Source organism: Enterobacter sp. BNK-34, from assembly GCF_048684445.1.
GTDB lineage: Bacteria > Pseudomonadota > Gammaproteobacteria > Enterobacterales > Enterobacteriaceae > Enterobacter > Enterobacter pseudoroggenkampii.
The window spans coordinates 4025246-4051357 of record NZ_JBLQUA010000001.1 but is presented as its reverse complement, the minus strand read 5'-3'; the positions used below and the strand labels follow the sequence as shown (position 1 = coordinate 4051357).

Below are 26112 nucleotides of genomic sequence, written 5' to 3'. Positions count from 1 at the left end.
GAATGCTGACTACACTTCTTTCCATTTTGACCAACCGCATTCTGTGGAGCTTCCTCGGCGTCACGGCGCTGGCGGCGGTGATCTGGATGATTGGCCCCCTGTTGTCCATCGTGGACACACGACCGCTTGAGTCTGAGCAGAACCGTATTATCAGCATTGCCGTGGTCTATCTGCTCTGGGCGCAGGGCCACATTATGCCGCGCCTGTACAACGCCTGGCTGAACCGCAAGCTGATGGACAAGCTCAAGGAGAATACCGCCAGCCCGGAAGCCGCGGATCCGCAGAAGCGACTGAACAGCGAGGAGCAGATCCTCGCCAGCCGTTTTGATGAAGCCGCGCAGATGCTTAAAAAAGCGCACTTCAGCAAAGCGGGCCAGGGCGCCCAGTGGACGCAGCGCTTCAGCACGCAATATCTCTATCAGCTGCCGTGGTACGTCATTATCGGCGCGCCGGGCTCCGGTAAAACCACGGCGCTGGTCAATTCCGGGCTGCAGTTCCCGCTGGCCGATCGTTTCGGTAAGACCGCGCTGCGGGGCATTGGCGGCACGCGCAACTGCGACTGGTGGTTCACCAATGAGGCGGTGCTGCTGGACACGGCGGGCCGCTATACCACCCAGGAGAGCGAGCAGGTGCAGGACGCCGGCGAATGGCTGGAGTTCATGGGGTTACTGCGTAAGTATCGCCGACGCCAGCCGATCAACGGCGTCATCATTACCATCAGCATTTCTGACCTGCTCACCCAGTCCGCCGAGGCGTCCCGCCAGCAGGCGGTGAACCTGCGCCAGCGTCTGTCCGAGCTGCATGAGCAGCTGGGTATCCGCTTCCCGGTGTACGTGATGGTGACCAAGGCCGACCTGCTTAAAGGCTTCCGCGCGTGGTTTGCCGACTACGATAAAGCCCAGCGCGACCAGATCTGGGGCTTTACGCTGCCGTGGGAGCAAACCAAACACGCTGATTACGACCTGATGGGCAACTTCCAGCAGGAGTTTTCTCTGCTACAGCAGCGCCTTGATGCCGGGCTGCCGGAAACCATGCTGAAAGAGCATGACGCGAAAACCCGCGCAGAAGCGTATCTCTTCCCGCAGGAGTTCGCCGCGCTGCGTCCGCTGCTGGCAGACTACCTGAGCACGGTCTTTGCCCGCTCCAACTTCGAAACCGAGTTCTCTCCGCGCGGGATCTACTTCGCCAGCGGGACGCAGGAAGGCATGCCGTTCGACCGCGTGATGGGCGAACTGAATCGCGCCCTGTCGCTGCCGGAAGGGGGCGAGGCGGATAACTGGGATTCGGTCAGCAAAGAAGCGCCTATCCCGGGTGCTAAAGGCCAGAGTTTCTTCATTAAGAACCTGCTGCAAAACGTTATCTTCCAGGAAGCCGGGATCGCCGGGGAAAACCGCTGGTGGGAGCTGCGCAACCGGGCGGTGATCTGGTCCGGCTACGCGGCGCTGCTGGCCCTGCTGGTTATCCTCGGCGGTCTGTGGCTCACCAGCTATGCCAAAAACAAAACCTATCTGGCAGAGGTGGATGCGAAGGTTCCGCTGCTCGACCAGCAGAGCAAAGCGTTACAGAACCAGCCGCAGCGCGATCTGTTCGATCTGCTGCCGCTGCTGAACGGGCTGGTTGACCTGCCGAAAAGCGACGCGTTTGATGTGAACGATCCGCCCGTATCCCGCCGTATGGGGCTCTATCGCGGGGATGACGTCAGCGATGCCGCGCAGTCTCTGTACCAGAAAGCGCTGGATCAGATGCTGCTCCCTGCCGTCGCCATGCATATCACTACCTGGCTTCGCAACGACAACGGCAGTGATGTGGAATACAGCTATGAAGCGCTGAAAGCCTATCAGATGCTGTATCAGCCGAAGCACTATGACGGCAAATTCCTGCATTCGTGGGTGATGCTCAATCTGCAGCGGAATCTGCCGCAGAACGTCACGAAGGCACAGCTGCAGCAGCTTGAATGGCACCTGACGCAGCTGCTGGAACCGAAAATTCAGGCCTCGCCGTACGCGCAGGATGAATCTCTGGTTGCCCGCGAAAGAGCGATGATCAACCAGCAGCCGCTTTCCACGCGCGTATACGGTCGCCTCAAGCGCCTGCTGGAACATGATGACAACCTGAAGCCGGTCTCCCTTTCCGACCTGGGCGGACCGCAGAGCGAGCTGGTATTTTCCCGCAAAAGCGGCAAGCCGGTGAGCGAAGGCGTACCGGGTCTGTATACGCCGGACGGCTACTGGAAAAGCTTTAACGGCCAGATTGACAGCGTGACCACCGCCCTGCACGAGGACGACGCCTGGGTGCTGGGGGCCGCCACAGCGCAGGAGGATAAACAGCAGATCGATAACGCCGTGCGCCAGCTCTACATGCGCGACTTTATCGCTAACTGGGATCGCTTCCTCGCCGACATTCAGCTCAATAACAGCGCCGACCTTTCCCAGCGCATCAACACCGCGCGCCTGCTCTCCGGCGCCAACTCGCCGCTGCGCCGTCTGGTGCAGAACCTGAGCCAGGTCCTGACGCTGTCACGCAATGCGCCAGCGCCAGAAGATGCAGGCAAAGCGCAGGATCAAAGCAACCGCGCCACCCGTACGCTGGAAGCCCTGTTCAGCAACAATGACGCAGCGCCGACCCAGGCCGCCGTGGTCACCCAGGCGCCGGAACAGCTGGTCACCGACCACTATGCGCCGATGATTGAGCTGGCGCAGCCGCTGGAGAAGGGGGGGAAGACCATCGTGTTTGATGATTTTCTCAAGCAGGTGGATGAACTGTATCGCTACCTGACCGCCGTTCAGGACGCGGCCAACAGCGGGATGCCGGCACCGGGCGGGGAGGCGATCAGCCGTCTGCAGGCCAGCGCCGGTCGTCTGCCAGGCGGGCTGCAAACCATGTTCAGCAACATGGCGGTGGGTGCCAGCAGCGATACCCAGCGTCGTGATCTGGAAAACGTACGTAAGCGAATTAACGTTGAAGTGGGCGGTTTCTGCCGTCAGGCGATTGCCGGTCGCTACCCGCTGGTACGCAGCGCCAGCACCGAGGTCACCCCTGACGATCTCGCGCGCATGTTTGCGCCGGGAACCGGGCTGATGGACGCTTTCTTCCGCGACAATCTGACCAATAAGGTGGACACCACGCAGGCCAACTGGCGCTTTATGCCGGGCATCGACGGGAAAACGCTGCCGGGAAGTGAAGGGCTGCTGAGACCGTTCCAGCAGGCCCAGTCGATTCGCGACGCCTTCTTTGCTAATGGCGCAACGACGCCGTCCTTCAAGGTGACGGTTCGCACCGTGCGAATGGATAACACCATTCTGAACCTGACGCTGGACGTTGACGGCCAGCTGCTGCGCTACAGCCACGGTCCGCAGGCCGTGCAGATCATGAACTGGCCAGGGCCGGGCGGCACCAACCAGGTACGCATGCAGCTGGGGCTGGCGAACGGCAGCACGGCGACGCTTGTCACCAACGGCGCCTGGGCGCTCAACCGCTTCTTCGATAAAGCGAGCACCAGCCCGGGCGCGGGTAGCCTGAGCCGTCAGGCCACCTTCAACGTCGACGGACATCAGGTCACGCTGGAGTTTGCGCCAAACAGCATTCGCAACCCGTTCCAGCTTCCCCGTTTCTCATGCCCATAACCGCAAGGACAGCCGTATGACGAATACCCCTGCGATGAACCGCTACAGCTGGTATGGCAAATTACCCAGCGCCGGAGATTTTTTGCAGCGTCGCTTTCCTGACACTTTACAGCGCCAGTGGTCACACTGGTTTCAGGTCGGTCTGCTGGCCTGGCAGCAGGAAGAGCAGCGCAGCGGCGAGCGCCAGTTCCAGAAAGCGCCAGTCTGGAATTATGTGGTACCGCCCATGCTGGGCAGCCAGATGATCCAGATGGGCTGTCTGCTGCCCGGCCGCGACAGCGTTGGCCGACAGTACCCGGTTTGCCTTCAGCTGAGCTTCGCCCCGTCAGAGTGGTCGACCAGCCTGCTCAGCCAGGCCGAAAGCTGGTACCAGCAGATTGGGCGCCTGGGGCTGCACGCGGTGCGCAACAGTTTTTCCGCCTCGCAGCTGGATGAGATGCTGATGACCATTCCGGCGCCGCAGCCCGTCGAGCCGCAAAAGCGCTCCGACATCCTGGATGTGATTGGCTATGACGAGGACGGCCAGAGCACGCTGGGCTGGCCTCAGGCGGCGGAGTGTTTTGATCCGCTACGTCAGACCAGCTACTGGTGGACCAACCGCTGCGACGGTTACCCGCTATACACCCACGTGCACAGCGGTAACTTTACCGGGCAGCTTTTCACCCTGCTGTTCGACCCGGCAGGGGGCGCCCGTCCGGGGCGTCACGGTCTCTATCCGCCCATGTTTGAATAAGCAGGGATCTTATGAATATCGAAGAATTTCTCGCGCCAATAAGCCCCGACAAGCCCTGCGGCGAAAACCTGGAGTACGACGCTGACTTCCAGATCATGAATCAGGCAAGTCTTGGGAAAGCGGAACAGCAGTTTGGCGACACCATTATCCCGGCAGAGCCCGCAGACTGGAACACGGTAGAAAAATACGCCACCAGCCTGCTGACCCGCACCAAAGATCTTCGCGTCCTGCTGGCGTTAACCCATGCCTGGACGCGCCGCCGCGGGCTGGCGGGCTACGCGGACGGATTATTGCTGGTGCAGGAGGCGATCGCCCGTTACTGGGAGCCGCTCTATCCGCTGCTGGAAGAGTATGGCGAAACCGATCCGTTCTATCGCATTAACGCCCTGGCGGGGCTCAGCGATAAATCCGACCTCACCGTCGCCGTGCGAAACGCCTCGCTTCTGCGTTCAAACGGCGATGAAATTTCGCTCCGGGATGCCCAGGCCCTGCTGGACGGCAGTAAGACAGAATGTCCGGACTATCCCGGCGGCCGTCCACGGCTGATTGACGAGCTGGCCCGCGGCGACCAGCCGGGAACCGCAGCGGTTATCGTCATTAACGAACGGCTGCTGGCGATTCGCGAGCTGCTCACCGGGCATCTCGGTGAAAGCGGCGTGCCCGAGATGGAGCAGTTGCTGAAAACCGTCGGACTGGTAGCCAGCGCGTGTCAGGTGACCGACATCAGCAAGCTGCTGCCGAACCGTGAGGCGCAGGCAGAACCACAGGCCGAGCAGCAATCGGCGGCAACGCAGCCCGCTCAGCCGGTCACCGACTGGCGAAGCGTGCAGGTCACCAGCCGCGCCGACGCGCAGCTGATGCTGGAAAAAGCGAAGCAGTATTTTGCGCAGTACGAACCGAGCCACCCCGCACCGCTGATGATTGAACGGGTGCAGCGGCTGTCAGAACTTAACTTTATGGACATTATTCGCGACCTGGCGCCAGACGGCGTTAACCAACTGGAAAACATCTTTGGGCGCCGCGAATAGCGCGTCCAGGCATTATGACGACAGGCATGGAGCCTGCCGTTTCACCTTCACCGCGCATCTTTGATGGAGAACATCATGGCAATGAGTAACAGTGGGCAGAAATTCATCGCACGTAACCGTGCTCCCCGCGTGCAGATCGAGTACGACGTAGAGATCTACGGTGCAGAACGTAAAATTCAGCTGCCGTTTGTGATGGGCGTCATGGCCGATCTGGTCGGCAAACCGGTGGAAAACCTGCCGGCCGTCGACGAGCGTAAATTCCTCGAAATCGACATCGACAACTTTGACGAACGCATGAAGGCGCTGAAGCCGCGCGTAGCGTTCCAGGTGGATAACACGCTGACCGGCGAAGGTAAGCTCAACGTGGATCTGACCTTCGACAGCATGGACGACTTCCTGCCGGATGCGGTGGCCCGCAAGGTTGAGCCGCTGAACAAGCTGCTTGAAGCGCGTACCCAGCTCTCTAACCTGCTGACCTACATGGACGGCAAAAACGGTGCGGAAGAGCTGATCGCTAAAATTCTGCAGGATCCGACGCTGCTCAAATCCCTGAGCCAGTTGCCGAAAAATGACGAAAGCGCGAAAGGTAGCGAGGAATAATCGATGAGCAACCAGACTCAACAACACGAGCAGCAGGCGGGTCAGGCGTTCAGCCAGGATGAATTCAGCGCGCTGCTGAACAAAGAGTTCCGCCCGAAAACCGATCAGGCCCGCTCCGCCGTCGAAAGCGCGGTCAAAACCCTGGCGCAGCAGGCGCTGGAAAATACCGTCACCTTCTCGAACGATACCTACCGTACCATTCAGAACCTGATTGCCGGTATCGACGAGCAGCTGTCGCAGCAGGTGAACCAGATCATTCACCACGAAGAGTTTCAGAAGCTGGAGAGCGCCTGGCGCGGTCTGAGTTACCTGGTGAACAACACTGAAACGGACGAGATGCTGAAGATCCGCTTTATGAGCATCTCCAAGCAGGAGCTGGGCCGTACCCTGAAGCGCTTCAAGGGCGTGGGCTGGGACCAGAGCCCGATCTTCAAGAAAATCTATGAGCAGGAGTACGGTCAGTTTGGCGGCGAGCCGTTTGGCTGCATCGTGGGCGACTACTACTTCGACCACAGCCCGCAGGACGTTGAGCTGCTGGGTGAAATGGCGCGCATCGGCTCTGCGGCGCACTGTCCGTTCATTACCGGTACCGCACCGGGCGTGATGCAGATGGAGTCCTGGCAGGAGCTGGCTAACCCGCGCGACCTGACCAAGATCTTCCAGAACACCGAATACGCGGCCTGGCGTTCACTGCGTGAATCCGAAGATGCCCGCTATCTGGGCCTGGTGATGCCGCGCTTCCTGTCGCGCCTGCCGTATGGCATTCGCACCAACCCGGTCGACAGCTTTGACTTTGAGGAGCAGACCGACGGCGCGAACCACAACAGCTACTCGTGGGCGAACGCCGCGTACGCGATGGCCGCCAACATCAACCGCTCCTTTAAAGAGTACGGCTGGTGCACCTCGATTCGCGGCGTGGAGTCCGGCGGGGCGGTGGAAAACCTGCCGTGCCATACCTTCCCGAGCGATGACGGCGGTGTGGACATGAAGTGCCCGACCGAGATCGCCATCAGCGATCGTCGTGAAGCCGAGCTGGCGAAAAACGGCTTTATGCCGCTGGTTCACCGCAAAAACTCCGACTTTGCCGCCTTCATCGGCGCGCAGTCCCTGCAGAAACCGGCGGAGTACCACGACCCGGATGCGACCGCTAACGCGCGCCTGGCATCACGCCTGCCGTACCTGTTCGCCTGCTGCCGCTTTGCCCACTACCTGAAGTGCATCGTGCGCGACAAAATCGGCTCCTTCCGCGAGCGCGAAGAGATGGAACGCTGGCTGAACGACTGGGTCATGAACTACGTCGACGGTGACCCGGCTAACTCCTCTCAGGAGACCAAGTCCCGTAAACCGCTGGCAGCTGCGGAAGTGCAGGTGCAGGAGATTGAGGACAACCCGGGCTACTACGCCGCGAAGTTCTTCCTGCGTCCACACTACCAGCTGGAAGGTCTGACCGTTTCTCTGCGTCTGGTATCTAAACTGCCGTCGCTGAAGACGAAAGACGCGTGATGCAGATAGCCGGCCTCCTGGGGCCGGCAGCCTTATTGTGAGTACGAGATAGCTAATGAATTTACCTGTGAAAGCGATAACAAGAAAATTCATCATCTATTTAATGGTTTATGCGTTGTTAATTATTTCATTCATGCTGTTTGTGACGGTATCCGGCTACTATCTGTTTATCTTTGACTGGCCAGAAGATGTCCCGCAAATCGCAATGCATGGATTCTTATGTGCTGGACTTAATGCATTAGCGATAGGTATCTACGTTGTTGCAGAGAAATGGAAAGAGAAACGTTAATACCTCGTGCTGGCTTATATTTAATTAAGGTATTCCACTAACGCGATATTACAATGAATAAAATAAACCTGTTTGCAATCGCTTTGTTGTTTATCGCGTCTCTGGCAGAAGCACAAACGGGAAATTATTCTTATCCTGACGCAACAGCATTACCGCAGGATGATACGTCAAATTTGCTTCGCGACCCGGGCTTATTAACGGGGTACGATTTCAATCTCAGCGCAGCGCGCTTCGCCAGTGCCTGGCTTTCAAAAACGAATGAACGCGAGCGCATTAAGGCGGATATGTATCTATTAGGCGTGGTTGATGCATCAGAGGGGAAGGCCTGGTGTAAAGGTCATCCGGTTTTGCCAAATACGGTTCATGAATTTCTTTACTCTCGCTTTGCCCATTTATCTGAGCAGGAGAGCAAACGGCGGGCTTCTGAAATCATTTCCGATGCAATGGGAGAATTAAGCCCCTGTCAACATCGGACTGGCTTATAGAACGCTCCACTGCTGAACCGGTTGGAATTGGATAGCTGATGCGCTGTGGGGCCGATGGCAAAGGATATAAGGTGAAACATTTCTGTTTTTTCCTCGTATTTATGACCTTTTATGTGTGTGCCGGAAATAACTATCCTGATTTTTATCATCAGCAAACATACCGGCAGGTTTTAAAAGATTTAGTTCTGGCGCGCTGTCTTGCTCAGGTGGCAGATAAAGGCAGTCAGTTTTCTGCTGATGCGGCCAGAAGTGCGAGCGCATTTATTGAGTGGATACCTTTTGATGCTGAAAATGGCACGGATAAAGTGAATGCCCTCATCCAAAAATATAAAAATCAAATTAATGGTTTTCATTCAGAGCGAAAACCCGATGTCAAAGGCGTAACCTTAAACTGTATACGTCTTTATCATAGCGACGAACTGAACAAACTGGTTCCGCAAGTCATCATTGGCGATCCTGACCGTAGCTGGATCCAGGATAACCCAGAGTAGTAAAAGACTTCACATTCCTTCCATTTATTCCGGGAGAATGTAAGACTGTCAAATGACACGGGTCATTTGATATGAGGCAGAGGTAAAATATGGACGGTTTTATTCAGCCCCATGCTTTCCTGTTTGCCATATAAGTGCTTTTTCGAAAGCAATATTGTTCATCCACGAAGAGTAGATATTATGGCTATTGATATGTTTCTGAAGGTCGAGGGTGTTACGGGCGAATCGAAAGATTCTAACCACACCGGCTGGACTGATATTACCTCCTTCTCCTGGGGCGCTTCCCAGCCAGGTAATATGAGCGTTGGCGGTGGCGGCGGTGCCGGTAAAGTTAACTTTAACGACCTGCACGTTAACGCGCTGATCGACAAATCCACCACCGCTATCCTGAAACACTGCGCCAGCGGTAAACACCTGACTAAAGTTGAACTGTCCGTTTGTAAAGCGGGCGGCCAGCAGGTGGAATACTCCCGCATCACGCTGGAAGATGTGCTGGTGACCTCTGTTCAGTACACCGGTGCTGACAACGGCGACACCGTTGGTGTGACCTATGCATTCCAGGCTGCGAAAGTGAAACAGCAGTACTGGGAGCAGACCACGTCGGGTGGTAAAGGTGCTGAAAGCAGCGCTGGCTGGAACATCAAAGAGAACAAAGAAGCGTAATAATAGTGGGCCCGAAAGGGCTCACTTTATCCGGAGCTTCTTATCAAGGAGAAACAAGATGTCTCAAATGCGTCCTGCTTTTGGTGCCGCCTGGAACAGATTCAGAGAAGTGAACGTAAGCGTAGAACAGGTTGGCAAATTGTTGGGTGGAAAAGTTCAGCATAATATCGACGCCGGTATTTTTAAAAATGCCTGCCCAATTCGTATGAGCTACGTTTTAAATTACTGTGGCATTCCTATTCCTGCTAACAGTAAATATGCGACAGTGACCGGAAACGACAAAAAGCGCTATATGTTCCGCGTTAAAGATATGATTGCATTTCTACCCACGGTACTGGGCAATGCCGATATGTCTGTCTCTTCTCCCACTCCTGCGCAATTTGCAGGCAAACAAGGCATTATCATCTTTACCGGGCACGGCTGGAGCGACGCAACCGGGCATGTCACACTCTGGAATGGTAATATTTGCTCTGATGATTGCCATTTTCTGGGCTCACCGGGTAATGGTTCGTTTATTCCGACCAACGCAACATTCTGGAGCCTGAAATGAAACGTTTATTACTGCTGGTATTGGCTATAAATGCCTCTGCTGTTTATGCCCAAACCCTGCCTGATGTCAGCGCTTTTTCTCAGCAACAAATCTTTGAAAACTGGGTGCAAAATCGATGCATCAGTAAGATTGCGGACAGTAAAAGTCTGAAAGACGATGCAGAGGCCAGCGCGGCCGCATGGCTGGAAGCAAGCAATCTCCCTGCAGAGAATTTTGAAAAAGCTGACAAGGTGATTGTTTCTTTACTGAAAGAGAAAGTAGGCGGTACCGAACCGGGTCAATATCAGGTTTTAAAGTGCAGCTTAATCGCCAACAGCGACGCGATTCGTCCGCTCAAAACCGCAAAATAGAATCAATGGAATCCGGCCCCAAACGCCGCCGTTCTCGCCCCGAGAGCGGCAGCGTTTGAGCGCTAATCATACCAGCAGGAATACGCCATGCGATTCACGATTATTTCTACGAAACCCGGTCATCAGCCGCCGCAAAGCAGCTGTGATTTTTACGCCCCGGGCGGCACCATTGGGCGCGGTACGGATAACAATCTGGTATTGCCGGATAATGACCGCACCATCTCTCGTCTGCAGGCCATTGTTCACGTGGACGCCCAGGGCGAATGCCGCGTGACCAACCGTGGCAGCGTCACCCGCGTGGTATTAAATGACATTCCGCTGGAGCGAGGGCGTCAGGTTGAACTGCAGGATGGCGACATTCTCGGTATTGATGACTACCGTATCGAAGTGACCGAATTGATCCACGATACCCAGCCCGTGAGCCGTATGGCGGCCAGCCTGCACCAGCAGGCGCGTCCGACAGCCGCACCCGCGACCGCGCCAGCTTCTCAACCGAAACCGGCAAGTGCCGCACCGCGCGGGAAAGCCGAGCCGACCGCCGTGCCAACGGAGATCTGGGATAGCCTGATGCAGGAGTTCTCCATCTCCGACAGCATCTCCAGCAACCGTACAAAACCGCAGCCTGCTGCATCGCACGATCCGTTCTCCCAGCCTGCGGCCCCGGAGCGTAACGCCGAAGATCCGCTGGCGATGTTCAACGACAGCGATCCAAAACTCGAGCGTAAGCATGTCGATCCGGACACGCTGTTCAGTGACGAGGCGTTGTTCAAAAAAGAGAGTATTTTTGACGACGTCACCCCGTCAACGCTGGTGCCGCCGGGCGAGACGAACCCCGTGAAGCCAGAAGAAGAGGCGACGGATGAGCTCGATCCGCTGGCCCTGTTTGGCGGTAAGGCCAGCGCGCCAGCCGCGCGTAATGACGACCCGCTCGGGCTGATGGGCGGCGCGCCACTAACCCATCCGGATGACATTATTGCCGAGAAGCCTGCGCCAGTGCCGGAACCTGAATCTGAACAGGAAGAGGACGTGCTGGCCGATTCTCCGCTGTTCGCCCCAGAGCCGCAGGAAGAACCGCGTGCTGAAGAAGAGCCCGCGCGACCGGATTACGCAGGCTTCACCATGCCTACGCCACAGGCCGTTGCGCGCAGCAGCGCTCAGGCCCCGAAGGGCCGCCTGCGCATCGACCCGGTCAATAACGCCGCCTCACCAACCACCACGGCAAACAGCGGTGAGAAGGGCGAAGTGTTGCAGGGCGAGCTGCTGGAGGCACTGCTGGAGGGGATGGGGCTGAGCGAAATGCAGCCCGTCCCGCAGTTTGACCGTGAAAATATGCGTCAGCTGGGGCAGATCCTCGGCATGTTCTCTCAGGGGACCGTGGCGCTGCTTTCCTCGCGCTCCATCCTCAAGCGCGGCGTGAAAGCCGATATGACCATGGTGCTGGACGATGCCAACAACCCGTTCAAGCTGTTGCCGACCGGCAAAACCGTGCTGATCCAGATGTTCGGCACCCCAATGCCGGGCTTTATGCCGCCGACAAAATCGGTGCGCGACGCGCTGATCGATCTGCAGGCGCACCAGCTGGGCATGATCTCCGGCATCCGCGCCATTATCGCCGCGATGCTGCAGTCCTTTAACCCGGAGCAGTTGGAAGAGCAGGCGAAGCAGAACGGGATGACCTCTCGTCTGGCGCTGCCGGGCAGCCGCAAAGCCGCCCTGTGGGACTACTTTGTTCGCAGCTATGGCGAGACGGCGGGCGAGATTGAGGACGACTTCCACACCCTGTTCGGCGAGGCCTTCCTTCATGCCTATGACATGGAGGTCAATCAGTACAAAGACTCACAGAGCGGATCGGAAGACAAATGAATATCGCAACGGCTTCTCTCTCCCGCCAGGGGACGCGCGCCAGCAACCAGGATCAGACGGGAGAAACCATAGGGGAACGTTCAGCCTGCTTTGTCGTCTGCGACGGCATCGCGGGGCTGCCGGGCGGCGAGGTGGCCGCAGCGCTGGCCCGCAACAGCATTATCTCCCGCTTCGATGGCGACAAACATCTTAATGCGCAGCACATCCGCGACTACGTGCAGACGGCGAATCGCACCATTCTCAGCGAACAGCAGGCCGTTCAGGACTATCGCCGGATGGGCACGACGCTGGTCAGCCTGTTCATTGACCGTGATTACGGGCTCGCCTACTGGGCGCATGCCGGAGACAGCCGCCTGTACCTGTTCCGCCGCGGATGGCTGTGGCATGTGACCACCGACCACAGCCTGGTGCAGCAGATGAAAGATGCCGGACACCAGACCGACAACCTGAACAGCAATCTGCTCTATCTGGCGCTCGGGATTGAAAACGGCGGGCCGGAAGCGAGCTACAGCGACGTGGTACAGGTTGAAGACGGCGATGCATTCTTACTCTGCACCGACGGATTCTGGCACGGCGTCAGCGAAGAGCAAATGAAGCAGTCGCTGCACATGGTGAATACGCCGCAGGAGTGGCTGACCTTAATGAACCAAATCATTCAAAAGAATGGCGAGCAGGAGGGGAATGCCCAGGATAACTATACTGCCCTGGCGGTATGGATGGGCAACCCTCAGGACACCACTTTGCTGCACACCCTCTCTGACGCAGCACAATTTCTTCCCTGCGGAACTGATTAGACACACAAGGAACGATATGAAACTTTGGCTATCGGGTTTGGCACTTCTGGCGGCGACCTCCACCGCGCAGGCTGAAAATTTCCGCATCGTGCAGTCTCCTGCGCAGAAGCTGGATATCTGGATCGACAACATCAAAGACAACACGCCGCAGAGCTGGTGTAAGCCTGAGGTGGCGCTGCGTATTGTGGCGAACGGCAAGAAAGACGTCTCCGTGCTGGAGAACTTTGTGCCGCGTCTTGGCTCACTGCTGGAACACCAGTGCAACAAAGTGAATAAGCTTAGCTGGACGCTCAACGATCCGGCGGGTACCACGCTGGCGCAGGGTACGGCTGGCAAAGCGCAGGACTGGGCGCTGGTGGTGAAACAGGAGCAGGCCGCGTCTGCCGCGACCGTCACCGCCACCCCAGCCAGCGGCGCGTTACTGCCGCCCGATCAGAACGTGGCTTCCCGCACCGTTGCCGCCGACCGTACGCCGTGGCAGGAGTTTACGCTTCAGGACGGCTGCCACCTGCGGACCTTCTGGGAAGGGGGCGCTTCTGCACCGGCGCTCTTTATTCCGGATTCTGACACCACCCGCTGCGGGAACGGCAGCTGGCTGAGCGGACACACCGTTGTGTCGCAGTCCCGCAACGGCGGGCAGAAAGAGATGGCGGTGACATACATTCATGGCTTCCCGGTCACCGGGCTGAATCAAAGCGCCGACCCGGAAAACGCGCTGATCACCTCCGTCAACAAAGAGCGCATGGTATTCAGCACCCCAAACAGCGACCAGAGCTGGATGATCCTGCCTTACGACAATGCCCTGAACAGCTGGAAGAGCAACGGCACGGTCGCGGTGGAGATTTCCCGTGAAACCGCCAGCGATGATGCAAAACTGCAGGCGCGTATCGCGGCGGTGAAAAAAACCTGGAGCGCCTGGGTGGCACCCGGCACTCCGCTGAATATCGTTCTGATTGACACCCTGCGTCCTCAGCTGCGCGATCCGGCCGTCGGCGCATGGCGCGCGGCAAATTAAGGAATGGCAATGAATACGCTCTATCAACACCTGGCGGGTGAGTCGCTTAACGACGCGCTCGCGCGTCTGGAAGCAGAAATCAAAGCCCGTCCGGCAGATGCCGACCTCCGCGCCGCGTTCGTGCAGTTTTTAACCCTTAGCGGCAACTGGACGCGTGCCCTGACCCAGCTGAAAAGCTGGCTGGCGTTGAAGCCGCAGGCGAAGCCCACCGTCACGCTGCTGGAGCAGTCCATTCAGGGCGAGCTGCAGCGCGCGCAGGTGATGGCGGGACAGGCGCGTCCGGCGATGCCTGAAACCCAGTGGCCGTGGCTGACCACCCTTGCCGCGGCGCTGAGCGAGGAGGGCGAGCGCGCGCAGGCGCTGCGTCTGGAAGCCCTTGAACAGGCGCAGGCAAACCCTGGTAGTGTCACCCTTGAAAACGAGGAGACGCAGGCCTTTGACTGGCTGATGGACGGCGATGCCCGTCTCGGCCCGGTGTGCGAAACCATCGTCAACGGCCGCTATTTCTGGCTGCCGTTTAACGCCATCGCGGAGATCCGTTTCCAGGCGCCTGCCAGCGTCACCGATCTGGTCTGGCGTCACGCGCTGGTGCGCCTGACCGACGGAACGGAACAGGTGTGTCAGATCCCGGCGCGTTACCCGTTTGCAGACGACGCCTCTGATGCGGTCAAACTGGGGCGCACCACCGACTGGCACCCGCTCGATACTGACGGCACGCTGTATGAAGGCCAGGGCCAGAAGGCCTGGCTGAGCGAGCAAAGCGAAAGCCCGCTGCTGTCCTTGAGCCTCGTGACGTTCGCGACGGATGGAGCCGATGAGTAATCCCGCTGGCGAAGGCGATCTGCTGCGCAGCGGCTGGCAAGCCCGCAGCAAGCAGGAGAAGGTGGGGGCGCGCGACAAAATGCAGCCTTCGCTGCTCGATCGCCTCACTGATAACGACCCGGAAAAAAAGCGCGAGTCGGCCAACAGCAATCTGATCACCCATGCCGCCCTGCGTCGCAATGTGCTGCGGGATCTGCAGTGGCTGTTTAATACCATCAACCACGATGCCTCCGGTGATTTGAGCGCGTTACCGCACGTGAGCCGCTCGGTGGTTAACTTCGGCGTCGCGCCGCTGGCCGGAAAGAGAATGTCGGACATCGAATGGCACGATATTCAGCGCAAGCTCACCGAGGCCATCATCAATTTTGAACCGCGCATTTTGCCGCAGGGGCTGCAGGTCCGCTGCGTGTCGGATACCTCCTCTCTGGATCTGCACAACGTGCTCTCCATCGAGATCAAAGGGCGTTTATGGTGTGTGCCTTACCCGCTGGAGTTTCTGTTTCGTACCGATGTCGATCTGGAAAACGGCCATTTTGAACTGAAAGATGCGGGGTAATCATGGAAAGTAAACTGCTCGAATACTACAACCGTGAGCTGGCCTACCTGCGCGAAATGGGGGCCGAGTTTGCCGAACGCTATCCTAAAGTCGCCGGGCGGCTGGGCATGCGCGGCATCGAGGTGGCGGACCCGTATACCGAACGTCTGATGGAGGGCTTCGCCTTCCTGACCTCCCGCGTGCAGATGAAAATGGACGCGGAGTTTCCGCGCTTCTCTCAGCGTCTGCTGGAGATGATTGCGCCGAACTATCTTGCGCCCACGCCGTCGATGGCGATCGCGGAGATTGAGCCCGACAGCAGCCGGGGCGACCTGAGCAAGGGCTTCATTGTGCCGCGCGGTACCATGATGGACAGCCTGGCGCTGAAAAAAACCGGCGTGACCTGCAGCTATACCACGGCGCACGAGGTCAACCTACTGCCGCTGAAAATCGACAAGGTCGAGCTGGGCGGCGTGCCCGCCGATCTGCCGCTCGCGCAGCTGGGGCTGAGCCAGCGGGGGATCGGCAGCGCTCTGCGGATCCGCATCGCCTGCGACGGCCCGCAAAACCTCGGGCACCTGGATTTCGACCGTCTGGAATTTTTCCTCGGCGGTCCGGATATTGAAGCGCTGAAGCTGCTGGAGCTGGTGATGGAGCACCACGTCGGGATCGTCTGTCAGACGGTCGGCCCGCAGCCGCAGCGACAGCTGCTGGCGTCGGATGCGCTGCGCCAGGAGGGTTTTGAGCCTGACCAGGCGCTGCTTCCGGACGATCTGCGCAACTTTGACGGCTATCGCCTGCTGCAGGAGTATTTCGCCTTTCCGGCCCGTTTCCGCTTCATTAGCCTCAGCGGCCTGAGCAAGCTCATCCAGCGCTGTGAAGACGAAAAAGCCTTCGATATCTTCATTCTGCTGGATAAGTCGGATGAGCAGTTGGAGCGCGTGGTCGACGCCAGCCACCTGGCGCTGCACTGCACGCCGGTCATCAATCTGTTCCCAAAGGTCGCGGCGCGTCAGAAGCTGAATGAAGGCCAGCATGAATACCATCTGGTGGTGGATAACATCCGTCCGCTGGATTATGAAATTTACGCGGTCAAAAAAATCTATGGCAGCGCGGACGGCCAGCGTGATGACCAGACGTTTCGTCCGTTCTGGAGCACCTGGAGCGGCGATGCGGGCAACTACGGGGCCTATTTTTCCCTGCGCCGCGAACAGCGCGTGCTGTCCGAGCACGCCCTGCGCTACGGCACGCGAACCGGCTATATCGGCTCGGAGGTCTTTGTCTCGCTGGTGGATGAACAGCACGCCCCCTGGCAGGAAAACCTGCGCTATATCTCTGCCGAGGTGCTCTGCACCAGCCGCGATCTGCCGCTGATGCTGCAGCAGGAGCTCGGGCAGTTCATTATGGCCGATTCCATGCCGGTGAAATCCCTCACGCTGCGTAAAGGCCCGACGCCGCCGCGTCCGGCGCTGGCCGAAGGGTTCAGCACCTGGCGGCTCATCAGCCAGCTGCAGATGAACTACCTCAGCCTGATGGACAGCGAAAACGAAGAGGGCGCAGCCGCGCTGCGACAGCTGTTAGGGCTGTACGCCAACCTGGCAGAAACGCCCGTGGCGCGTCAGGTGGAAGGCGTTCGTCACTGCGTGCTGGAACCGGTTCACCGCCGCGTGCCTGAACCCGGCCCGGTGGTGTTCGCCCGCGGGATCGGCATTACCCTGACGGTGGATGAGCGAGCCTTTTCCGGCGCCAGTCCGTGGCTCTTCGGCAGCGTGATGGAGCGTCTCTTTGCCCGTCTGGTGTCGATCAACAGCTTTACGGAGTTCACCCTGAAAAGTCAGCAGCGCGGCGAGATTGGCTACTGGGCGCCGCGCATGGGTAAAAGGGCGCTGATATGAGTGACACCGCTGCACCGCTGCGCGTGCATCGCCTGACGAAGCTGCCGGATGCGTTCTGGCATGGGGTGCGCGAGACGCCCTGGCGCTACGATCTGTTTCAGCTGTTAAGGCGCATTGATGCCCAGGGCGGCGAGCGCTACCCGCTGGGCCGCGCGCCGCTGCCAAAATTTGAACCGCTGCGCATCGGCCAGCAGCCGTCGATGAGTTTTGCCCCGTCGACGCTGGCTCAGGTACGTCAGCGGGAGGAAAGCGGGCTGCATGAGGTGTCTATCCTCAGCTTCGGCCTGTTTGGCCCGAACGGCCCGCTGCCGGTCCACATGACCGAATACGCCCGCGAGCGTATTTATCATCATCAGGACACCAGCCTCAGCGCGTTTGCCGATCTGTTCCATCACCGCCTTGCGCTGCTGTTTTACCGTGCCTGGGCGGATGCGCAGCCCACTGTCTCACTGGATCGCGCCGATAACAGGCGTTTTGAAGGCTACCTGGCGTCGCTGATTGGCATGGGGCAGCCGGGTCAGATGAACAAAGGCAGCCTGAGCTCGCATGCCCGCTTTACCCACGCCGGACACCTGACCCGTCACGGGCGGGATCCGGAGGGGCTGGAGAAGATCCTGCGCAGCTATTTTAAGGCGCCGGTTAAGCTGGTGAGCAACGTGCCGCAGTGGATGCCGCTTTCCACGCGCGAGCAGGCGCAGCTGGGAGCAGGACGCCGCATGCCGCGCATGGGTGAGTCCGCCTTTCTCGGCGTCGCCGTCCGCGACGTGCAGCATAAGTTTCGCATCGAGATTGGCCCGCTGAGCGCGGAAGAGTACAACCGTTTTCTGCCGGGGGAAGCGTGGGTCACCGAGCTGCGTGACTGGGTGCGTCAGTACGCCGGGGTGGAGTTTGAATGGGAAACACGGGTGATCCTGCGTGAAGACGCGGTGCAGGGCACCACGCTCGGCGGTGCCGGGCGATTAGGCTACAACACCTGGCTGGGCCTTCAGCCGCGGCCTGTCCCGCGTGGCGATCTGGTGTATTGCGCAGAGCGATAATTTTTCTAACGCATTGTTATCAATGGAACCGAACATGTCAGAAATAAGCCGTGCCGTGCTTTTCGGCAAACTGGATACGCTGTTATTTACCTCTCTGGAAAGCGCCACTGCGTTCTGCAAGCTGCGCGGCAACCCCTATGTTGAGCTGGTGCACTGGCTGCATCAGCTGATGCAGCAGCAGGATGGCGATCTGCAGCAGGTCATCCGCCACTTTGCCCTTGATGAACAGCAGCTGACGCGCGATATCGTTGCCGCGCTGGATGTCCTTCCGCGCGGGGCGAGTTCCGTTTCCGATCTCTCCGAACACATCGACAGCGCCGTGGAGCGCGCCTGGGTCTTCGGCTCGCTGAAGTTTGGCGTCAGCCGCATTCGCGGCGGCCATTTGCTGATCGGCATGCTGAAAACCTGGAATCTGGCCAACGTGCTGAAAAGCATCTCGTCGCAGTTCACCCGCCTTAACGTCGAGGTGTTGATTGAGCAGTTCGACGCTATTTGCGCCAACAGCAAAGAGACGCAGCAGGCCACTGCTGCCGTCGATGCACCGGCGGGTGCGGTACCGGCTGCGCAGGGGACGCTGGCCCAGTACGGCCAGGACCTGACCGCCCGCGCCCGCGACGGGAAGATTGACCCGGTTGTCGGGCGCGACGAGGAGATCCGCCAGATGGTGGATATCCTGATGCGCCGTCGTCAGAACAACCCGCTGTTGACCGGGGAAGCCGGGGTCGGGAAAACGGCGGTGGTGGAAGGTCTGGCGCTGCGTATCGCCGACGGCGACGTGCCGGAGCCGCTGCAGAACATTCAGCTGTGGCTGCTGGATATCGGCATGCTGCAAGCCGGCGCAGGCATGAAAGGCGAGTTCGAGGCCCGGCTGCAGGCGCTTATTAATGAAGTCCAGTCCAGCGCCACGCCGATCATTCTGTTTATTGATGAGATCCACACCCTGATTGGCGCAGGCGGCCAGCAGGGGACCGGCGATGCGGCAAACCTGCTGAAGCCCGCGCTGGCGCGCGGTCAGCTGCGCACCATCGGCGCCACTACCTGGGCGGAATACAAAAAGTACATCGAGAAAGACCCCGCGCTGACCCGTCGTTTCCAGACGGTGCAGGTGCACGAGCCGGACGAAGCGAAAGCCATTCTGATGCTGCGCAGCACCGTGTCGCCGCTGGAGACGCACCACCAGGTTCTGCTGCTTGACGAAGCGGTCAGCGCGGCGGTGAAGCTGTCGCATCGCTACATTCCGGCGCGTCAGCTGCCGGATAAAGCCGTTGCGCTGCTCGACACCGCCTGCGCCCGCGTCGCGGTCAGCCAGAGCGCGCCGCCTGCGCAGCTGGAAGACTGCCTGCGCCATCTTGCCGCGCTGGACGTGGAAATTGAGATCGCAGAACGCGAGGCGCGCGTCGGTGCCGGAGACGCTGAGCGCGTAGCAACGTTACGCGCCGAACGTGACGCGTATGAGACAAAACGCGAAGCCCTGTCCCGGCGCTGGGAAGAAGAGCGCAGTCTGGTGCAGGAGATTATCCGCCTGCGCGCCGCGCTGTTCGCGGCGGGCGAAGAAGATACCGCTGAGCTGCGCGGCAAGTTGACGGAACAGCAGCAGGCGCTGAACGCCTTACAGGGTGATGAACCGCTGCTGTTTGCGGCGGTGGATGAAAACGTGGTTGCCGCGGTGGTCTCTGACTGGACCGGGATCCCGCTGGGCCGGATGGTGAAAAACGAGATCGACGCGGTGCTAAACCTTGCCGACACGCTGAACCAGCGCGTTATCGGCCAGCGTCACGGTCTGGATCTGATTGCCCGCCGCGTGAAAACCTCGCGGGCGAAGCTCGACGATCCCAACAAACCGGTGGGCGTCTTTATGCTGTGCGGCCCGTCCGGCGTCGGTAAAACCGAAACCGCGCTGGCGCTCGCGGAGTCGCTGTACGGCGGCGAGCAGAACGTTATCACCATCAACATGAGTGAGTTCCAGGAAGCGCACACCGTGTCCACCTTAAAAGGTGCGCCTCCGGGATACGTAGGGTATGGTGAAGGCGGCGTGTTGACCGAGGCCGTGCGCCGCCGCCCGTACAGCGTGGTGCTGCTGGACGAAATTGAAAAAGCGCACCCGGACGTCCACGAAATCTTCTTCCAGGTCTTTGATAAAGGCTGGATGGAAGACGGAGAGGGGCGCCACATTGATTTCCGTAACACCATCATTATTCTGACGTCTAACGTCGGCACCGACCTGATTAGCGCCATGTGCGCCGATCCGGAGCTGGTGCCGGAGCCGGACGCCTTGAGCGGCGCGCTGCGCCAGCCGCTGCTGGAGGTGTTCCCACCGGCACTGCTGGGCCGTCTGCTGGTGGTGCCGTATTACCCGCTCAGCGACGAGATGCTGGGGCAGATTGTTCGCCTGCAGCTCAAGCGCATTCAGCGTCGTCTGGAAGAGAATCACAGCATTATTTCTGAGTTTGACGACAGCGTGGTGGAACAAATCGTTCAGCGCTGTACCGAGGTGGAGTCCGGCGGCCGCATGGTGGACGCTATTCTGACCAACACTCTGCTGCCTCAGATGAGCCAGATCTTACTTACCGCCAGCCGCAGCGACGAGCAGTACCGACGTCTGCACGTCACCTGCGAGCAGGGCGAGTTTCACTGTCAGTTTGCCGCGTAATAATCATCAAGAGAACTGTAAAAGATGACGGATAATGATAACAATCGGACTGTCCCAAACGCGCTCCCGGTCGGGTACCGCTTCAACGAGTTTGAAATCAAAGAGGTGATCGGCGGCGGCGGTTTTGGCATCGTCTATCGCGCGTGGGATCACCAGCTCGAACGCACTATCGCTATCAAAGAATTTATGCCTTCCTCGCTCGCCGTGCGCGGCGACGACATGACCCTGGTGCTGCGCAGCGAGCGCTTTGGCAAAGCGTTCTCCGCGGGCCTGAACAGCTTTATTCAGGAAGCACGTCTGCTGGCGCGCTTTAACCACCCGAACCTGCTGCACGTCCTGCGTTTCTGGGTGCAAAACGACACGGCCTATATGGGGACGCTGTTTTACAGCGGCACCACGCTGTCGCGCCTGCGCGAAGAAAAGCCGGAGCTGATCAACGAAGCCTGGATCCGCCGCACGCTGCCGATGCTGTTCGGTGCGATCAAGACCATCCACGACGAAGGCTACCTGCACCGCGACATCTCTCTGGATAACATTCAGATCCAGGATAACGGCCTGCCGGTGCTGCTCGATTTCGGCTCCGCGCGACGCACCATCGGTAATCTCTCCGACGAAACGGAAACCATGCTGCGTCCGGGATTTGCGCCGATTGAGCAGTACACCGACGACAACGAAAGCGAGCAGGGCCCGTGGACGGATATTTACGCCCTCGGCGCGGTGCTGCGTACCCTGATTGTGGGTTCTCCGCCGCCGGTCAGCGTGGTGCGCTCTATTCAGGATACCTGCAAACCGCTGGTGGAAATCATGCCGCAGGGCTATTCCATTCCGCTGCTGCAGGCCATTGACCGCGCGCTGGCGCTGCACATGGAGGACCGTCCGCAGTCCATCGACGAGTTCGCCGCGCTGATAGAGATGCCGGTCGCCGGTATCAACGATGTGCTGACGGCGAAAAAGCCCGGCACGATGCTGGTACCGGTGGAGGAGGAACAACCTGCTTCGCTGCTCGACTGGCGCCGCTACAAGATCCCGGGCATGGTTGCCGCAGGGGTGCTGGTGGGTATTGTCGCCGGGGCGATGCTGTTCAGCGGCGGTAACGATACGCCTGAGCAGGCTGCACAGGCACCGGCAGAGGCGCGTTCGACCGAAACCGCCGCGAACGCGCCAGACGTGAAGCCGGAAACGGCGAAGGTGAGCGAGCAGGCGACGGCGCAACAGACGCCACCGCCTGTCGCGAACCCTGTTGCGTTGGTCTATATCCGCATCCTCGACGGCGAAACGCTGAAAGTGAACGGCGAGCCAAAAGCGCTGCGCCCGGGAACCAACGGCTATGCATCGCTCAAGCTGCCGGCCGGTGAGGCGAAGATTGAACTGCAGGGCAACGGAAGAACGCGTGGCCAGACGCTGGATATTGCCAAACCGGGCACCTGGCTGGTGAATCCGTAGGAATTTAAACAGGAGAGACTATGGAAGTGTACGCTTTTCGAAGCCAGAGGCTTCATCCAGGGAATGCGAGAAGATTGTCTCTCCTGTTTATGCGTTTTGAATTTAATCCTAACCCGGAGAGTTGAGTTGAAGCCAACATGTGCCTCCCCATTTTTGTAAATAACAATATCGGGCGTACGCAAAATAACCTCGCTCATTTAAATAGCAAATTATGGTATTTCTGGGGAAGTATGGATCTTCTCGCAATATTGCTTTATTGCGTGAATTCAGTTCGCCACGACAGAATTCCATTCATTTCTGATGCAAAAGCGTTTAGTGATTCGTTGCATTATTATGCAGGTGATGGTTTCAGCATTTTGGTCATGCTTTTTTTTGTGCTTGACTTACTTTTATTACTCTCTTTGTGTGCTTCGGCCTGGTTATTCTTCAAGCGAAAGATCGGAGCGATTAAATTTGCCCTTGCTCAGGAAGTATTTCGCTTGATTTCATTCAGATGTTCGGTCTCATTTTTCCCTCTTTTAGTAAGTATGTTTGATATTTCAAACATCTGGTTGAATGTAGGCTTATTTGTCACTTCAGAATTACTGAAAATCTACTCTCTTGTTTTTTGGATGATCAAGAGGGAAAAGCCCCTTTCTTGAATGACGCTTTATCACAGATGCGAACCCCTTTTCTGCATCGCATAAGCTAGATGGAATAAAGATTATGCTCAACCGAATTACCGTTCAGCTCCCGGTGGAGGGGCTTCTGTTCTGGAAACTGACGGGCCGCGAGGCGATGTCCGAGTCGTTCGCGCTGACGCTGACCGTGCTCGGCACGGACGCGCGCATCGACCGCAGTAAGCTGCTGGGCCAGCCGGTCACGGTGACCATCCCGACGCAGAGCCTGCTGACGTCCCGCTATATTAACGGCAAGATTACCCGCGTGGCGGTCAGCGCCGTTGAGCTGACGGGCACCCGCTATGCGGTGTACCAGCTGACGGTGGAGCCGGACCTGTGGCCGATGAAGCGCGACCGTAACCTGCGTATCTTCCAGGGCCAGACGGTGCCGCAGATTGTGAAAACCCTGCTCGGCGAGCATCAGGTTAACGTTGAGGACAAACTCACCGGCAGCTACCGGGTGTGGGACTACTGCGTGCAGTATCAGGAGTCGAGCCTGGACTTCATCAGCCGCCTGATGGAGCTGGAGGGGATTGCGTATCACTTCCGCCATGAGGCGGACAAGCACACCCTGGTGCTCACCGATGCCGCCACGCAGTACCAGCCGTTCAGCGGCTATGAGGTCATTCCTTACCACCAGACGCCGTCAGGCGGCAGTACGGATGAAGAGGGCATCAGCCAGTGGGCGCTGGAGGACAGCGTGACGCCGGGGATTTACAGCCTTGACGACTATGACTTCCGCAAGCCGAACGCGTGGCTGTTCCAGGCCCAGCAGAACCCGGCGTCGCCGAAGCCGGGCAGCATCGACGTGTACGACTGGCCGGGTCGCTTTGTGGACAAGGGGCACGGGGAGTTCTATGCCCGCATCCGTCAGGAACGCTGGCAGGTGGAGCACCAGCAGATTCAGGCCACCGCGACGGCGGCGGGGATTGCGCCGGGGCACACCTTCACCTTAACCAACGCGCCGTTCTTCAGCGACAACGGTGAGTATCTGGTGACGGCGGCGGGTTACCACCTCGAAGAGAACCGCTATGCCAGCGGCGAGGGGGAGACCATTCACCGGACTGATTTCACGGTCATCCCGTCGGCGGTGGTGTACCGTCCGGCGCAGAGCACGGCGTGGCCGCGCACCTACGGCCCGCAGACGGCGAAAGTGGTGGGGCCGAACGGGGAGAGTATCTGGACGGACAAATACGGTCGGGTGAAGGTGAAGTTCCACTGGGACCGTCTGGCGAAGGGCGATGACACCAGCTCCTGCTGGGTGCGCGTGTCGAGCGCGTGGGCGGGCCAGGGCTACGGCGGGGTGCAAATCCCGCGCGTCGGCGATGAGGTGGTGGTGGACTTTATCAACGGCGACCCGGACCGCCCGATTATCACCGGGCGCGTGTACAACGACGCGAGCATGCCGCCGTGGGCGCTGCCGGCTGCGGCGACGCAGATGGGCTTTTATAGCCGCAGCAAAGATGGCCATAAAGACAATGCCAATATTCTCCGTTTTGAAGATAAAGCCGGGCACGAGCAGATCTGGATCCATGCAGAAAAAAATATGGATACGGATATTGAAAATTCTGAAACTCATGATGTCGGTGTCGATCGTAGAAAAACCATCGGACAGGATGAGAATATTACGATTAAGCGGAACCTGAAATCAGATGTAGGTAATAATGAAACGCATAATATTGGTAACAAGCACGTTATAAACGTTGGGAAAGATCAAACCGTCTTGACCATGGATAAAGAAGGTAACGCGCTGCTGGAATCTGTGACCACGATTAAACTCAAAGTTAAAGACAACTATATTCTGATCGCCCCGGATACCATTGAGATTCACGTAGGCCAGGGCAACCTCAAAGCAGAGGCTGTGGAACAAGCCATCTTCAAAGGTGATGAGCTTACAAAACTAGGTGATGGGATCAATACCGAGCTCAAGGCAAATGATACGGTGAGTATAACGGGAACTAACCTTACCGATATTAAGGGCGCGATTGTAAAAGTTAACAGTTAATCTGCGTACAGAGAACGCTATTATGGGAAAACCAGCCGCCAGAGCGCGCATTGATTCCAGCGCACATACTGGCCCAATTCAAAGCGGAAGTCCCAACGTAATTATTGGCGGATTTCCGGCAGCACGAAAAGGCGACCCGCTTTCATGCTCCCAACATGGTCAGGGAAGTATTCTCAGTGGTTCAACAACGGTATTTGTGAACGGTTTGCCTCTCGCCAGGGAAGGTGACAAGACGGGTTGCAATACCTCAGCGACCCCTGCAGTCGCATCCACTCAACCCGCACCTCCGCAATACTGGGGCGGTACGGCGGCGAAGGATGCGGGTAAAGATGGTGCTATACATGGTGATGTTTACGACGCCCGTGTGCTTGGCGCCTATGCAAGCCTTGAAGATAAATCCGGCTTTGGAAAACCCGATACGGCTTCAGCCGGATTCGCACTTGCCGATATCACGGTCGGGAATACAAAAAGCCAGGATAAATATAAAGGCGAGGTACGTACTAAAGTAGGGGTGGCGACTGCCAGTGGCACGTTAGTGACCGATCGAGCTGATTACGGGGCGATTAATCTCAATGCAAACGCCACCGCGATACAATATGGCGCCTCGGGAAGCATTGGAAAAGAAGGGCAACAATACGGCGGCGTCGGTGGGGATGTATACCTGGCAACCGCTGAAGCGAAGGCCGTCAGTGAACTATATGACGGAAATAAAGGGCGTTATGGTTTTAATGTTGAACTTGGCGCAGAAGCCGCGGCGGTCAAAGGAGAGGCGACGGCTAAAGCCGATTTTTATGGCGTAGTCGTTGCCGATGGCAAACTTTCAGGGAGTGCAGGGAGCGCTGGCGCTTCTGCAGGCGTGGGAACCTGGATTGATAGCACTGATTATTCATTTAACCTTAAGGTGTCCGGTGAGCTTGCAGCGGCGCTCGGTCTGGGAGGGGATGCCAGTATCAAATTTGCTCTCAAACCGATCCTTGACTGGATTTATGACGATGATGAAAGTAAGCCGTCCCCAGCGGCGGGCAGTGGCGATGGTGTGATTAAGACTGGCTGTGTTACAGTCCTGATAGGAGATTAAA

General features: G+C 58.3%; 23 protein-coding genes. All 23 read left to right on the top strand.

Annotated elements, in window-relative coordinates; genetic code table 11:
• Nucleotides 1-2 precede the first annotated feature (2 nt).
• The 23 genes from tssM (at nucleotide 3) to ACMGG5_RS19800 (ending at nucleotide 26111) form a co-directional block, all read left to right on the top strand.
• Nucleotides 3-3623, top strand: coding sequence for a type VI secretion system membrane subunit TssM (tssM, locus tag ACMGG5_RS19910; RefSeq protein ID WP_420278401.1), 3621 nt, complete (start codon nucleotides 3-5; stop codon nucleotides 3621-3623).
• 16 nt (nucleotides 3624-3639) lie between these two features.
• On the top strand, nucleotides 3640-4356 hold the full coding sequence (gene tagF, locus ACMGG5_RS19905; RefSeq protein ID WP_024909832.1) for a type VI secretion system-associated protein TagF: 717 nt from the start codon (nucleotides 3640-3642) through the stop codon (nucleotides 4354-4356).
• A gap of 11 nt (nucleotides 4357-4367) precedes the next feature.
• Nucleotides 4368-5384: a type VI secretion system protein TssA gene (gene tssA / locus ACMGG5_RS19900; protein ID WP_061714905.1), complete on the top strand. Its 1017-nt coding sequence runs from the start codon at nucleotides 4368-4370 to the stop codon at nucleotides 5382-5384.
• 75 nt (nucleotides 5385-5459) lie between these two features.
• The gene (tssB, locus tag ACMGG5_RS19895) at nucleotides 5460-5984 is read left to right on the top strand and encodes a type VI secretion system contractile sheath small subunit (protein WP_008502644.1); all 525 of its coding nucleotides are present in this window, start codon (nucleotides 5460-5462) and stop codon (nucleotides 5982-5984) included.
• 3 nt (nucleotides 5985-5987) lie between these two features.
• On the top strand, nucleotides 5988-7487 hold the full coding sequence (gene tssC, locus ACMGG5_RS19890; protein ID WP_014884232.1) for a type VI secretion system contractile sheath large subunit: 1500 nt from the start codon (nucleotides 5988-5990) through the stop codon (nucleotides 7485-7487).
• A gap of 55 nt (nucleotides 7488-7542) precedes the next feature.
• Nucleotides 7543-7776, top strand: coding sequence for a hypothetical protein (locus ACMGG5_RS19885; protein WP_061714907.1), 234 nt, complete (start codon nucleotides 7543-7545; stop codon nucleotides 7774-7776).
• Between the two features lie 53 nt (nucleotides 7777-7829).
• A complete protein-coding gene (locus tag ACMGG5_RS19880) occupies nucleotides 7830-8261 on the top strand; it encodes a Rap1a/Tai family immunity protein (RefSeq protein WP_061714908.1) in 432 nt (143 codons plus the stop codon).
• A 71-nt stretch (nucleotides 8262-8332) separates the two neighbouring features.
• Nucleotides 8333-8752 carry a T6SS amidase immunity protein Tai4 family protein gene (locus tag ACMGG5_RS19875; protein ID WP_231103383.1) on the top strand — a complete coding sequence of 140 codons (420 nt, stop codon included), beginning with the start codon at nucleotides 8333-8335 and terminating at the stop codon, nucleotides 8750-8752.
• Nucleotides 8753-8932: 180 nt separating this feature from the next.
• A complete protein-coding gene (locus ACMGG5_RS19870; RefSeq protein WP_008502640.1) occupies nucleotides 8933-9415 on the top strand; it encodes an Hcp family type VI secretion system effector in 483 nt (160 codons plus the stop codon).
• A gap of 58 nt (nucleotides 9416-9473) precedes the next feature.
• Nucleotides 9474-9965, top strand: coding sequence for a type VI secretion system amidase effector protein Tae4 (locus ACMGG5_RS19865; RefSeq protein ID WP_061714909.1), 492 nt, complete (start codon nucleotides 9474-9476; stop codon nucleotides 9963-9965).
• The gene (locus tag ACMGG5_RS19860) at nucleotides 9962-10315 is read left to right on the top strand and encodes a T6SS amidase immunity protein Tai4 family protein (protein ID WP_061714910.1); all 354 of its coding nucleotides are present in this window, start codon (nucleotides 9962-9964) and stop codon (nucleotides 10313-10315) included. Before ACMGG5_RS19865 ends, ACMGG5_RS19860 begins: the two co-directional genes overlap by 4 nt.
• An 87-nt stretch (nucleotides 10316-10402) precedes the next feature.
• The gene (gene tagH, locus ACMGG5_RS19855; RefSeq protein WP_290093187.1) at nucleotides 10403-12178 is read left to right on the top strand and encodes a type VI secretion system-associated FHA domain protein TagH; all 1776 of its coding nucleotides are present in this window, start codon (nucleotides 10403-10405) and stop codon (nucleotides 12176-12178) included.
• Nucleotides 12175-12972 (top strand): PP2C family protein-serine/threonine phosphatase, encoded by a 798-nt coding sequence (locus ACMGG5_RS19850; protein WP_008502637.1) that lies wholly within the window; start codon nucleotides 12175-12177, stop codon nucleotides 12970-12972. The genes tagH and ACMGG5_RS19850 overlap by 4 nt, the downstream gene beginning before the upstream one ends.
• Before the next feature lie 16 nt (nucleotides 12973-12988).
• Nucleotides 12989-13987: a hypothetical protein gene (locus ACMGG5_RS19845; protein ID WP_420278400.1), complete on the top strand. Its 999-nt coding sequence runs from the start codon at nucleotides 12989-12991 to the stop codon at nucleotides 13985-13987.
• A gap of 9 nt (nucleotides 13988-13996) precedes the next feature.
• Nucleotides 13997-14809, top strand: a complete 813-nt coding sequence (locus ACMGG5_RS19840; RefSeq protein ID WP_290093186.1) for a type VI secretion system accessory protein TagJ — start codon at nucleotides 13997-13999, stop codon at nucleotides 14807-14809.
• Nucleotides 14802-15365, top strand: coding sequence for a type VI secretion system baseplate subunit TssE (tssE, locus tag ACMGG5_RS19835; protein ID WP_024909842.1), 564 nt, complete (start codon nucleotides 14802-14804; stop codon nucleotides 15363-15365). The genes ACMGG5_RS19840 and tssE overlap by 8 nt, the downstream gene beginning before the upstream one ends.
• A gap of 2 nt (nucleotides 15366-15367) precedes the next feature.
• Nucleotides 15368-17239 (top strand): type VI secretion system baseplate subunit TssF, encoded by a 1872-nt coding sequence (gene tssF / locus ACMGG5_RS19830; RefSeq protein WP_090419874.1) that lies wholly within the window; start codon nucleotides 15368-15370, stop codon nucleotides 17237-17239.
• Nucleotides 17236-18276, top strand: a complete 1041-nt coding sequence (gene tssG / locus ACMGG5_RS19825) for a type VI secretion system baseplate subunit TssG (RefSeq protein ID WP_420278399.1) — start codon at nucleotides 17236-17238, stop codon at nucleotides 18274-18276. The genes tssF and tssG overlap by 4 nt, the downstream gene beginning before the upstream one ends.
• A gap of 34 nt (nucleotides 18277-18310) precedes the next feature.
• Nucleotides 18311-20926, top strand: a complete 2616-nt coding sequence (gene tssH / locus ACMGG5_RS19820; protein WP_420278398.1) for a type VI secretion system ATPase TssH — start codon at nucleotides 18311-18313, stop codon at nucleotides 20924-20926.
• A 24-nt stretch (nucleotides 20927-20950) separates the two neighbouring features.
• On the top strand, nucleotides 20951-22369 hold the full coding sequence (locus ACMGG5_RS19815; RefSeq protein WP_148768544.1) for a serine/threonine protein kinase: 1419 nt from the start codon (nucleotides 20951-20953) through the stop codon (nucleotides 22367-22369).
• A 230-nt stretch (nucleotides 22370-22599) separates the two neighbouring features.
• Entirely contained in the window at nucleotides 22600-23010 is a 411-nt protein-coding gene (locus ACMGG5_RS19810) for a hypothetical protein (protein WP_232473022.1), read from the top strand.
• A 64-nt stretch (nucleotides 23011-23074) separates the two neighbouring features.
• Complete coding sequence (locus ACMGG5_RS19805) at nucleotides 23075-25033, top strand: type VI secretion system Vgr family protein (RefSeq protein ID WP_157189340.1); 1959 nt, start codon at nucleotides 23075-23077, stop codon at nucleotides 25031-25033.
• Between the two features lie 22 nt (nucleotides 25034-25055).
• Nucleotides 25056-26111, top strand: coding sequence for a PAAR domain-containing protein (locus ACMGG5_RS19800; RefSeq protein ID WP_024909805.1), 1056 nt, complete (start codon nucleotides 25056-25058; stop codon nucleotides 26109-26111).
• Nucleotide 26112: the final 1 nt, after the last annotated feature.